Annotated in this window: 13 protein-coding genes; 5 read left to right on the top strand and 8 right to left on the bottom strand. The window is 76.5% G+C overall.

What is annotated here, in order from left to right:
- Positions 1-58: 58 nt before the first annotated feature.
- Both E1O70_RS01065 and E1O70_RS01060 read right to left on the bottom strand, forming a co-directional pair.
- Positions 59-733, bottom strand: a complete 675-nt coding sequence (locus E1O70_RS01065) for a response regulator (RefSeq protein WP_043652811.1) — start codon at positions 731-733, stop codon at positions 59-61.
- Positions 730-1,908, bottom strand: a complete 1,179-nt coding sequence (locus tag E1O70_RS01060) for a sensor histidine kinase (protein WP_240696565.1) — start codon at positions 1,906-1,908, stop codon at positions 730-732. Before E1O70_RS01060 ends, E1O70_RS01065 begins: the two co-directional genes overlap by 4 nt.
- 108 nt (positions 1,909-2,016) lie before the next feature.
- Between E1O70_RS01060 and E1O70_RS01055 the strand changes: the two genes are divergently transcribed.
- Entirely contained in the window at positions 2,017-3,054 is a 1,038-nt protein-coding gene (locus E1O70_RS01055) for a CPBP family intramembrane glutamic endopeptidase (protein ID WP_061268169.1), read from the top strand.
- A gap of 23 nt (positions 3,055-3,077) precedes the next feature.
- The gene (locus tag E1O70_RS01050) at positions 3,078-4,751 is read left to right on the top strand and encodes an outer membrane protein assembly factor BamB family protein (RefSeq protein WP_061268168.1); all 1,674 of its coding nucleotides are present in this window, start codon (positions 3,078-3,080) and stop codon (positions 4,749-4,751) included.
- A gap of 16 nt (positions 4,752-4,767) precedes the next feature.
- Here the strand turns inward: E1O70_RS01050 and E1O70_RS01045 are convergent, their stop codons facing one another.
- The 4 genes from E1O70_RS01045 to E1O70_RS19755 all read right to left on the bottom strand — a co-directional run bounded on the left by E1O70_RS01045 (position 4,768) and on the right by E1O70_RS19755 (position 7,300).
- Positions 4,768-5,463 (bottom strand): DNA alkylation repair protein, encoded by a 696-nt coding sequence (locus E1O70_RS01045; RefSeq protein WP_061268167.1) that lies wholly within the window; start codon positions 5,461-5,463, stop codon positions 4,768-4,770.
- Between the two features lie 78 nt (positions 5,464-5,541).
- Positions 5,542-6,327 (bottom strand): SDR family NAD(P)-dependent oxidoreductase, encoded by a 786-nt coding sequence (locus E1O70_RS01040; protein ID WP_061268166.1) that lies wholly within the window; start codon positions 6,325-6,327, stop codon positions 5,542-5,544.
- Between the two features lie 150 nt (positions 6,328-6,477).
- Entirely contained in the window at positions 6,478-7,089 is a 612-nt protein-coding gene (locus E1O70_RS01035; RefSeq protein WP_128957693.1) for a DUF6993 domain-containing protein, read from the bottom strand.
- Between the two features lie 52 nt (positions 7,090-7,141).
- Positions 7,142-7,300: a hypothetical protein gene (locus E1O70_RS19755; protein WP_021483806.1), complete on the bottom strand. Its 159-nt coding sequence runs from the start codon at positions 7,298-7,300 to the stop codon at positions 7,142-7,144.
- A 168-nt stretch (positions 7,301-7,468) separates the two neighbouring features.
- Here E1O70_RS19755 and E1O70_RS01030 point away from each other — a divergent pair, with 168 nt between their 5' ends.
- Positions 7,469-7,951: a glutathione peroxidase gene (locus E1O70_RS01030; RefSeq protein ID WP_043652816.1), complete on the top strand. Its 483-nt coding sequence runs from the start codon at positions 7,469-7,471 to the stop codon at positions 7,949-7,951.
- A gap of 35 nt (positions 7,952-7,986) precedes the next feature.
- Here the strand turns inward: E1O70_RS01030 and E1O70_RS01025 are convergent, their stop codons facing one another.
- Together E1O70_RS01025 and E1O70_RS01020 are read right to left on the bottom strand one after the other, a co-directional pair.
- Positions 7,987-8,619 (bottom strand): nucleoside/nucleotide kinase family protein, encoded by a 633-nt coding sequence (locus tag E1O70_RS01025; RefSeq protein WP_061268164.1) that lies wholly within the window; start codon positions 8,617-8,619, stop codon positions 7,987-7,989.
- A 60-nt stretch (positions 8,620-8,679) separates the two neighbouring features.
- Positions 8,680-9,558: an AraC family transcriptional regulator gene (locus E1O70_RS01020; RefSeq protein WP_043652821.1), complete on the bottom strand. Its 879-nt coding sequence runs from the start codon at positions 9,556-9,558 to the stop codon at positions 8,680-8,682.
- A 130-nt stretch (positions 9,559-9,688) separates the two neighbouring features.
- Here E1O70_RS01020 and E1O70_RS01015 point away from each other — a divergent pair, with 130 nt between their 5' ends.
- Both E1O70_RS01015 and E1O70_RS01010 read left to right on the top strand, forming a co-directional pair.
- A complete protein-coding gene (locus E1O70_RS01015) occupies positions 9,689-10,234 on the top strand; it encodes a carboxymuconolactone decarboxylase family protein (protein ID WP_061268163.1) in 546 nt (181 codons plus the stop codon).
- Positions 10,235-10,245: 11 nt separating this feature from the next.
- The gene (locus E1O70_RS01010) at positions 10,246-11,025 is read left to right on the top strand and encodes an MOSC domain-containing protein (protein WP_205688583.1); all 780 of its coding nucleotides are present in this window, start codon (positions 10,246-10,248) and stop codon (positions 11,023-11,025) included.
- Positions 11,026-11,027: the final 2 nt, after the last annotated feature.

The raw sequence follows: 11,027 nt of genomic DNA, 5'->3' as shown, positions 1-11,027 counted from the left end.
GTGGGCTGCGTGCGCTCACCGTACGCCGCCCGGCCCGCCGCGGGAACCCCCGCCGCGGTCATCCGTGCTCCGGGTCGTTCCGCAGCACGAGGGCGGCGACCTGGGTGCGCGACTCCACGCCGAGCTTGGCGATCACCCGGCTGACGTGCGTCTTCACGGTGGCGAGCGAGATGAACAGCGCCGCGCAGATCTCCGCGTTCGACATCCCCCGGGCGAGGGCGCGCGCGATCTCGCGCTCGCGCGGGGAGAGCGTCGCGAGGGCGTCGACCGCGGCGCTGTCCGGCGGTCGGGTGTTCTCGGCGGCGAGCGTCATCACCCGCCGCAGCACCGCCGGCGCGAGGACGGGCCGTCCCTGGGCCGCCGCGCGGACGGCGTGGGCGAGCTCGTCCGGCGGCGCGTCCTTGAGGAGGAACCCGCACGCCCCGGCACGCAGGGCGCGCACGACGTGGTGGTCCGTGTCGAAGGTCGTCAGGACGATGATCGCCGTCTCCGGCCGGAGCGCGGTCTCGCGCGCCGTCGCGACCAGCCCGTCGCAGCGTGGCATGCGCAGGTCCATGAGCACGACGTCCGGCCGGCAGGCCTCGATGACGTCGCGCGCGTGGTCCCCGTCGACCGCCTCGCCCACCACGGCGATGTCGGGCTCGCCACCGAGCATCAGGCGCAGCGCCGAGCGGACCTCCGGCTGGTCGTCGACGGTGACCACCCGGACGACGTCGGGCGACGGGCGGCTCACGCGGCGGGCCAGGGGATCATCACCGACACCACGTGCTCGTCGACGCCCGGGCGGACGCTGACGGACCCGCCCACGGCCCGCGCCCGTTCCTGCATCCCGATGACGCCGAGGCCCGGTCGGGGCGCACCCTGCCGCGGCCCCGCGAGAGCGTTGCGCACCACGATGGCCAGCTCACGGCCGGGAGCGCCGCTGATGGCGACGTCGACGCGCTGCCCGGGGGCGTGCCGCCGGGCGTTGGTCAGGCACTCCTGGACGATCCGGAACGAGTGCCGGCTGACGGTCGGGGGCAGGCGCTCGAGGTCGACGGCGCAGTCCGTCCGGGCGAGCGGCGTCTCGGCCACGAGCTCGTCGAGCCGGTCCAGGGTCGGCTGGGGCCGGTCGTCGTCCGACCGGCTCGGACCACGTGCGTAGGTGAGGAGCTCGCGCAGGTCGGCGAGCGCCTGACGGCTGCTGTCGTGCAGTGCGGCGACGGCCTCGTCCCGGTCCGCGGCGTCGAGGTCCGTCCGGTGCCGCAGGACGCTCGCGTGCATCGCGGTCACCGAGAGGCGGTGGGCGAGGGCGTCGTGCATCTCCCGGGCGATCTGCGTGCGCTCCTGGTGGCGCGCGCGCTCCTCGCCGAGGCGCTGCTCCTCGGCGGTCAGCCGGACCCGCTCGTGCAGCGCGGCGACGAGGTCCCGTCGCGCGCCGACCGCGAGGCCCGCGGCGAGCGCGACGGCGAGGACGACGGCGGTCGCGCCCACCGCGGCCACGACCTCCCACCACGGCAGCGCGACGCCGACCAGGTCGATCCCCAGGGCGGCCACCGCCAGGACGCCGACGAGCCAGACCGCCGCGACCGGCGCCAGCTCGCGCACCCGGCGCCGGGTGGCGAGCGAACCGAACGCGACGAGGGCCGCCGGCACCGCCGCGGTCGAGACGACGGCGAGCACGGCGAGCAGCAGGGCGACGAGGAAGGGCGCGCTGCGACGCCAGAGCACGACCACCCACGCGGCGACCCCGAACGCGAGGTCGAGGAACAGGAGCGCGGCGAACCGCACGGGGTCGTCCTGCGCGCCCGGCGTGTCGACGCTGAGAGCGAAGTTGCCGAGGAACAGCAGGGCACCCGACAGGGCGACCGCGGCCAGGAGGCCGGTCTCGCGGAGGACCCGACGCCACGCCGGGCGCTGCGCGAACATGCTCACCGGAGCACTGTAGGCACCGACGAGCCCGGCCCCCCGGCTGGGGACGAGAAATCAGACCGATGACCGATACCGCGGCCCGAGCCGCCCGACCAGGCTCGACACATGCACCCCTCGCTCGACGAGAGCCCCGCCCCGACGGCACCCGTGCCCGGCCCGCCGCTCATCGGTCCCGCGTACCGGCCCACGCTCGACAGCACGACCGCGACCACCTTCCCCTACCACCGGGCGGCCCGCGTCGACCTCCGCCCCGCACGGTGGTGGACCCCGCTCACCACGTTCGGCGCGACGGCGCTCCTCTACCTCGCCTTCCTCGCCCCGGTCGCCGTCGTCGCGGTCGCCTACGCCGTGCTGGTGCCCTACCGGCCCGGGCTGCCGACGCCGTCCGACGACTTCTCCGACCCGCTCAACCCGCTGGACTGGGCGATCGGCCTCGGGCTCATCGCGCTCCTGCTGCCCGCCGTCGTGCTCGGCGTGCGCTGGGGCGGTCGACGCCGCGGCACGATCCACTCGGTCACCGGACGGTTCCGGTGGGGGCTCGTCGGCAGCGCGGTGCCGCTCGTCGTGCCGCTCTACGGCGTCGTCACCGTGGGCGGGTTCCTGCTCCGGCCGCCGGCCGACCTCGCGACCCCCGCCGTGACCCCGGCCCTGCTGCTGAGCCTCGGGTGCGTCCTGATCCTCGGGCCGCTGCAGTGCGCCGCCGAGGAGTACGCGTTCCGCGGCCTGCCCCAGCAGATGCTCGGCACCTGGCTGCGCTCACCCGTGTGGGGGATCGTCCTGCCGGTCCCGTTCTTCGTCGTCGGCCACGGGTACGACGGGGTGGGACAGATCGGCATCGCGGCGTTCGCGCTCTGCACCGGGTTCCTCGTCTGGAAGACGGGCGGGCTCGAGCCGGCCGTGCTCGTGCACGTCGCCAACAACCTCTTCCTGTTCCTCCTCGCGCCCTTCAGCGCCTCGTCGATGGAGCAGGGCGCGATCGAGCCGCTCGTGCTGCTCGTCGACCTCGGGCTCCTCGGCAGCGCCACCGTCGTGCTCACGGTCTGGTTCTCCCGCCGCGAAGGGCTGCGGTTGCGCGAGCCCTTCTGCGGCCGGGTGCCCGCAGCGGGCGCGGGGTCGTCGCCCGGCCACTCGGGGACCCCTTGAGGCGGCTCCCCTAGGATGCGGGCGTGCCCCGACGACGCCGTCCCGACCACGCGCGGATCACGTTCGCGCTCGACGACGTCGCGGGCGACGCGGGACCGGACCGGCACCCGGAACCGGACCCGAGCCCGGGCCCGGCCCCCGAGGAGGCCGCCCCGCCTCGCGCGAGCGGCGCCGGGCGGCGGCGCCTGCGTCTGGCGCTCGCGGGAGCGACCGCCGTCGGGGTCGTCGTCGCCGGCATGGCGGTCGTGGACGCCGCGTCGTCGCGCGGGTCGCTGGAGACGCTGCGCCGCTCCGTCGGGGGTGTCGAGCCCGTCGAGAGCGCGCCCCGGGAGCTCTGGTCCACGGACGCGCAGACGAGCGGCGCCCTCGCCGCGCTGCCCGGCCTCCTCGTCGTCGTGCGCGACGACGAGGCGGTCGCCCACGACCTCGACTCCGGCGCGGTCCGCTGGACCGTGCCCCTCCCACGCACGTCCCGCTGCGGCGGCGAGCTCGAGCTCGCGCTGACGTCCCCGGTGCCGGACGAGACGCTCGTGTGCGTCACCGACGACGTCCCCTCGCAGCTCGCGAGCCGGACGCTCCTCACGACGACCACCGGCGAGGCGGTCGACGGGACGGCGCCCTTCCTCGCCCCGCAGGTGACCGTGCTCGACGCCGACGGCACCGCCACGACCCGCCCCCTGGACGCGTCGCGCGGCTGGTCGGCGCCGGGACCGGACGGCACGGTCGCCCGCTTCCGCCGCGTCGGCGACACGCCCGCCGCCCCGGTGCCGACCGACCCCTCGACGGGCCTGCCCACCGACCTGTCCGGGGGGCGCGCGGCCGTCGTCACGCTGGAGGACGCCCGGACCGGCGCCGTCCGCTGGGAGCAGGAGCTGCCCTTCGTCGCCGAGGAGGGCGGGTGCGACCAGTACTCCGTCGCCGAGGACGCCACCTACGCCGACCTCGACGGCGGGACCGTCGTCCGCTCCGCCGGGCTCGTGGCCGTGCGGGGCTGCGGTGTCGACGCCCGGTTCACGCCCGAGGGCACCCGCGTCGACGACCCGGAGAAGCCCGCGGACGTGGTCGTGCAGCTCCCCGACGGCGCGCTCCTGCGCGCGGTCGGCCGCGGCTGGGCCGCGCCGGACGGTACCGGCGCGGCAGCCGTGCTCGAGCCGGACGGTGCCCTCCGGTGGGAGCCGACGGGCGAGGTGATCGTCCCGACCGCGACGGACGGGACCGCGGGCGACCTCGTGCTCACGCGCCAGGTCACGGACCTCGTCGCGCACGACGCGACCGGGCGCCCGCGCTGGGAGAACGCGGAGGTGAACTCCCCCGAGATCGCGTACGTCGTCGCGGACGGCGTCGCCGTCGTCCTCCAGGGCATGGGTTCGGTCCTCGTCGGGGTCGACGTGGAGACCGGGCGCACCCTGTGGACCCGCACGATCGACGAGCTGGTCGACGACGGCGCGGGGCCCGCCGTGGGCCCCGGGATGCTGCACGTCGGGCAGGCGTTCACCGACGGCGCCCGTGCACTCCTCGCCGTCTCGGCGTGGGAGGACGAGGAACACAGCACGACACGGCTCGTCGCGCTCGACCTCCGTGACGGCGAGATCGGCTGGAGGAGCGACGCGGCGTCCAGCACCCGGTACGCCGCGGTCCAGGGCCGGCTGCTGCGGCTCGAGCTGGGCGACGACCCGACGGTGGCCCGCCTGGGCTGAGGCGCCGGACCGACGCTCAGCGCGCGAGCCACTCCTTGCGCTCCGCGGGCGGCAGCTTCTCGACGGCCGCACGCAGCACGTCGCGCGACATCGTGGCCGCCCGCTCCTCGAGGAACGCCCGCAGCCGCTCGGGCTCGACGTCGCCCGCGTGCCGGAGCATCCAGCCGACGCCCTTCTGGACGTACGGCTCCGGGTCGTCGAGCAGCATCGCCGACAGCCGGAACGTGTCGTCGACCTGGCCGCGGCGCAGGAACGCCGCCGTCGCGACGACGGCGGAGCGACGGCGCGGCCAGTCGGGCGCGCGCGCCAGGTCGTCGAGCACGTCGCGCGGGCGGTCGAGCAGCCACGTCCCCAGCACCTGGGACGCGGTGAGGTCCACGAGGTCCCACGTGTCGATGCGGTCGTGCCGGCGCAGGAAGAGCTCCACGAGCTCCGCGTGCCGCTCGACCGTCACGCGCCGGGCGGTCGCCGCCTTGCCCATGATCGAGCACCCGCCGGCCCGCACCTCGTGGATCCGGTCCTCGAGCAGCAGCTCGATCTGGTCGACCGGCAGGTCGAGGGCGTTCTTCGCGAGCACGAACACGTCGCCCATGCGCACCCCGGCGACGGTGCCGTCGCCCGGGAAGCTCCGGGCGGACGCGCGGCGCTGGGCCGCCGTCGCGCGGGCGAGCAGGTCGGCCCGGAAGTCGGTCGCCGTCGTGTACGGCGGCATCGTCCCTCTCCTCTCCTCCGGGCGCGTGCCCGGGGTCCTGTGCGTCGGGCGGCCCGTGCCCCCCGGCGGTCCTGCGGCTCAGCGCGGCGCCATGCGGATGGCGCCGTCGAGGCGGACCACCTCGCCGTTGAGCATCGGGTTCTCCACGATCGCGCGCACGAGGTGCGCGTACTCCTCCGGGTGCCCGAGCCGGCTCGGGTGCGGCACCTGCGCCCCGAGCGACTCCTGCGCCGCCTCGGGGAGCGACGCCATCATCGGGGTGCGGAAGATCCCGGGCGCGATCGTCATGACGCGGATCCGGTGCTGCGCGAGGTCGCGCGCGAGCGGCAGCGTGAGGCCGGCGACCCCGGCCTTGGACGCGGCGTAGGCCGCCTGCCCGACCTGGCCGTCGAACGCCGCGACCGACGCCGTCTGCACGACGACGCCGCGCTCCTCGCCGTCGGGGTCGGGGCCGTCGGGACCGAGCGGGTCGAGGGCGAGCATGCGCTCCGCGGCGAGCCGGACGACGTTGAACGTGCCGACGAGGTTGACGTCGACCACGCGGCGGAACGCGTCGAGCGCGTGCACCCCGGACCGGCCGAGGACCCGCTGCGCGAGCACGATCCCGGCGCAGCTCACGACGACGCGCGCCCCGCCCAGGGCGTCGGCGGCGTCCAGGGCCCGCGCGACGTCGTCCTCGCTCGTCACGTCCGTGGGGACGAACCGCGCCGCGCCGCCGAGACCCTCGGCGACCGCCGCGCCGTCGGACGACGCGAGGTCGGCCAGCACGACGCTCGCGCCGGCCGCCACCAGGCCCTCCGCCGTCGCGCGCCCGAGGCCCGACGCCCCGCCCGTCACCAGCGCGACCGCGCCCTCGATCCGCATCTCTCATCCTCCGTCAGCCGTGCGGGCTCCGTCGCCCGCCCCGCTGACCGTACCCAGGTGGAGCCGCAGGTCGCGAGATCGACCCGCCCGGCGGCCTCCCGGACCGCCCGGGCCGGGCCTCGCGGCCGCAGGCGCCCGGTGCGAGGGGCGTCAGTGCGCCGGCATCTCCAGGCAGCCGCCGTCCGCGATCGGGCCGCCGGCCTCGAGGGTCACGGCGTCGGGCGCGACGCCCCCGAACACGCAGCCGCCCGGGACGGCGACGCCCACGCCGACGGTCGTCGCGACCTCGCCGGACGCCGTCGTGCCCACGACCTGCACGGTCTCGAACCCCGCGGCGGCGAGCGCCGCCGCGACCTCGTCGGCGTCGACCGCCGAGCCGTCCGCGACCGGGTCGAGCGCGGCGCGGACCGCGGGCACCGAGCGGGCCGCCTCGGCGTCGCGCTCAGGGGTGCCCTGACGCTGGCGGTACGCCTCGTTCGACGCGTCGAGCGTCGTCTCCCGCCCGGCCTCGGCGCCGTCCGTGGTGCTCGCCGGGGCGCTCGCCACCGACCGCTCGGCGGAGGAGTCCCGCTGGTCGGCCCAGGACTGGATGCCGACCGTCACGACGACGAAGTACCCCACCACGCCGACGAACGCGAAGATCGCGATGCCCACGACCACACCCACCACAGCCCGCACCACGGGCGAGGTGGAGTCCGGCCCGTCGTCCGGACCTCTGTCCAGGCCGTGGTCCGGCCCGTCGTCCGGCACCCGCGTCGTCATGTCCCGAGTCTGTCCCGCGCGGGCGCGGGAGGCCACCGAGATTCCGCCGCTCCTACTGCTCGCGCGCGGCGCGGACGCCCTCGAGCCAGCGGTCGAACTCCTCCGCGAGCTCCTGCGGGGACATCCGGAGCGCCTCGGCCGGGCTCGTCGCCTCCCGGCCTGCGACGTACAACCGGCGCACCATGTCGGTCTTCGGGGTCCACGGGCGCATGGAGGCGTCCCTTCTCTCGGCTGCTGGCATCGCGCACATACTTCAGCACGCCACGGGCAGGCTCGCGCGCGCTCGACCGGGGTCGGGACGGGTTCCGCACGACGTCACACCCGCGGTGCGAGGATGGGACGGGCCCGGACGCACCGGCGCCTCGCCCGAGGAGGTCCCATGAGCCTGTACGACATCCCGTTCGACGCCATGGACGGGACGGCGCACACCCTGCGCGAGCACGCGGACGACGTCGTGCTCGTCGTCAACGTCGCGTCGCGCTGCGGCCTCGCGCCGCAGTACGCGACGCTCGAGGCGATGCAGGACAAGTACCGCGACCGCGGCTTCACCGTCATCGGGTTCCCCAGCAACCAGTTCCTCCAGGAGCTCGGCACCAACGAGGCGATCCAGGAGTTCTGCTCGCTCACCTACGGCGTGACGTTCCCCGTGGTGGACCGCGTGCGCGTCAACGGCCGGCACGCGCACCCGCTGTACACGGAGCTCAAGAAGACGCCCGACGCGGACGGCAAGGCGGGGCGCGTCACGTGGAACTTCGAGAAGTTCCTCGTCCTGCCCGGCGGCGAGGTGCACCGGTTCCGGCCGCGCACGCTGCCCGACGACCCGGCGATCGTCGACCTCGTCGAGACGCACCTCCCCCGCTGACCGCGCCCGCTCCGGCCCGCCCCGCCAGCGGTGGCTCAGCGGACCACGAGCGCCGGGTGCCGCGGGTCGTCGACCCGCACGACGACGTCCGCCACGTCCTCGGGACGGACCTCCTGCGCGTACCGGCCGTAGGCGGCGAGCGTCCACGCCGCGTCGGGCGCGGTGCGGCGCGCGAGCGTCGCGGGGCGCAGGGCGAGGTGCACGGTGAGGTCGAGCGCGAGGCCGAGGCCCAGGCAGAGCGCGCCGTCGAGCACGACGACGAGGCCCGGCTCGGCCTCGACGTACGCGGCGCGCGTCGACCGGCTCGTCGCGGGGTCGCGCAGGCTCGGCAGGTAGCGGCCGGTACCACACGGCCCGACGGCGTCCAGCACCTCGCGCCGGAGCCCGGCCACGTCGACCCACTCGTCGAGGAGCGCGTCGGGGTCCTCGCGCCCGCGCTCGAGGCGCAGCGACGCGGGGCGCCAGAAGTCCTGCACGCGCACGCGCGCGACCGGGCGGCCCGCCGCGCGGAGCGGCGCGACCAGACGATCCGCGAGGTCCTCGGGCCGCGTGGAGGGGTGGCCGTCGACGAGGAGGCGGACCGCCCGGGGCTGCTCACGCCCGACGGCGAGCACGCGCTCGACCACCCGGTCCACGAGGACGTCCTCGCTCAGCGGCTCGACGCGCACCGGCTCGACCCGCCTCGGTTCGGCCCGCACCGTTCGACCCGCCCCTTCGACCGCACCGCGTCAGGATGCCACGGGCGGCGCGACCGGGTCCGCGCGCTCGGCCAGCCACGCGCGCGGCGAACGGCCGACCCGGTGGCTGAACGCGCGCGAGAACGCGGCGGGCGTCGCGTACCCGAGCTCGGTCGCGGTCCGGCTCACCGAGGCGCCCGCCCGGAGCCGGTCCTGCGCGACGGTGAGGCGCCACCCGGTCACGTAGTCGCCGGGCGGCTGCCCGACGACGGCGGTGAACCGGGCCGCGAACGCGCTCCGCGACAGGTGCGCCGCGCGCGCCATCGACGCGAGCGTCCACGGCTCCCCCGGCGCCTCGTGCACCGCGACGAGCACGGGCGCGAGGCGCTCGTCGGCGAGGCCGGGGAGCAGCCCCGGCGGGAGCGCGAGGTCGTCGGCGTGGTCGAGGATCCACCGGAAGAGCTGCACGAGCACGACCTCGAAGAGCCGGTCGGCGAGGACGCGACGGCCGCAGCGGACGTCGTCGATCTCGCGGAAGAGCAGGTCGAGCGCGGGCTCGAGCCCCGCGACGTCGGCGAGCGGCAGCACGAGCACGGGCGGCAGCGTGCGCACGAGCGGGTGGGTGGCGCCGCCCTCGACGTCGAGCGTCGCGCACGCGAAGTCGGAGTCCGCGGTGGGTGCGTTGTGGAACGCGTGGTCGAGCGGGCGCGGGTAGAAGAGCAGGCTCGGGCGGTCGACGCTGCGGCGCTCGACCCGGCCGTCCGCGCCGACGTGGGTCATGTCCATCTCGCCCCGCCGGAGCACGTGCAGGAACCCGCGCCCGGGCCGCGCGTCGAACGTCGTGACGCCGCACAGCGGCCCGGTGTGGAAGAGGTGCGTCCGCACGCGGAACCGCTCGAGCAGGTGCGAGAGCCGGTCGACGGGAGCCATCACCCCAGGATGCCAGACGATCGGACACGTTCCGAGGACGATTCGTTCCCCGTCGTCCGACGCGAGCGACCAGGCTGGACTGCGTCGGCCCCGCCCGGGACCGGCGTCCCCGCACCCGGAGGAGATCCCCGTGTCCCGTGTCCCCCTCGTCAGCCCCGAGTCCGCCACCGGCCCCGTCGCCGACGGGCTCGACCAGATCCGTGCCGCGTTCGGCGGCGTCCCGGCGATGTTCCGGGCGGTCGCGAACTCGCCCGCCGCCCTGCAGAGCATGTGGGGTGCGTTCGGCGCCCTCGGCACCGGCACGCTCGGCGCGGCCGTCGGCGAGCAGATCGCCGTCGCCGTCGCGAACCGGAACGCGTGCGAGTACTGCCTCGCCGCCCACACCGCGCTCGGGCGCAAGGCCGGCGTCGCGCGCGACGACCTCACCGCCGCGCAGGACGGCACCGCGTCCGACCCGCGCGTCGAGGCGCTGCTGCGCTTCGCGCTCGCCCTCGTGGACGAGCGCGGTCACGTGACCGCGCAGGACGTCCAGGCGGTGCGCGACGCGGGGTGGACCGACGAGCAGGTGGTCGAGGTCGTCGCGCACGTCGCGCTCAACCTGTTCACCAACTACGTCAACGTGGCGCTCGACGTCCCCGTCGACTTCCCCGCCGTCGGCCTGCGCCGCGCCGCCTGAGAGGAGCCACCGTGCCGTCCCGCCCCGCCGCACCGTCCCGCCCCGCCGCACCGTCCCGACCTGGCGACCCGCGCTCCCCCGTGCCGGCCCCGGGGCCCGCGAGCGCCGTCGTGCTGGAGGTGCGCACCGGCGGGGTGGGCACGGTGGCCCACCGCGGGCGCGAGGTGCCGACGGCGTTCCGCAAGCGGCCGCGCCTCGGCCCCGTCGCGGTGGGGACGGAAGGGCTGGAGGGCGACGCGCAGGCCGACCGGCGCGTGCACGGCGGCCCCGAGAAGGCGGTGTGCGTGTACCCGGTCGAGCACTACGCGGCGTGGCGCGACGAGCTCGGCGCGGACCTCCCGCCCGGCGCGTTCGGGGAGAACCTCCTGACGCGCGGGCTCACCGAGGACGACCTGCTGCTGGGCGACGTGCTCACGCTCGGGACGGCGACCCTCCAGGTGAGCATGCCGCGCCGCCCCTGCTACAAGCTCGCGGCGGTCCACGGCCTCGTCGACCTGCCGGACCGGGTCCAGACGTCGGGTCGCACGGGCTGGTACCTGCGCGTGCTCACGCCCGGCACGGTGCGGTCGGGCGCGACCGCCGTCGTCGTCGACCGGCCGGCCCGGAGCGCGACGGTGCGGGAGGTCAACCGCGTGATGAACCTCGACCGCGACGACCTCCCGGCCGCCGCGGCGCTCGCCGCGCTCCCGACGCTCCCCGCGCGCTGGCGCGACACGCTCGCGCGCCGGCTCCGGGGCGGGACCGAGGACGACCGGGCGCGGCTGCGGGGGCCGGTCTCCGAGAGCCCGTGACG

The organism is Cellulosimicrobium funkei, from assembly GCF_004519295.1.
Classification (GTDB): domain Bacteria; phylum Actinomycetota; class Actinomycetes; order Actinomycetales; family Cellulomonadaceae; genus Cellulosimicrobium; species Cellulosimicrobium funkei.
This window is presented reverse-complemented; position numbering and strand designations above follow the sequence as displayed.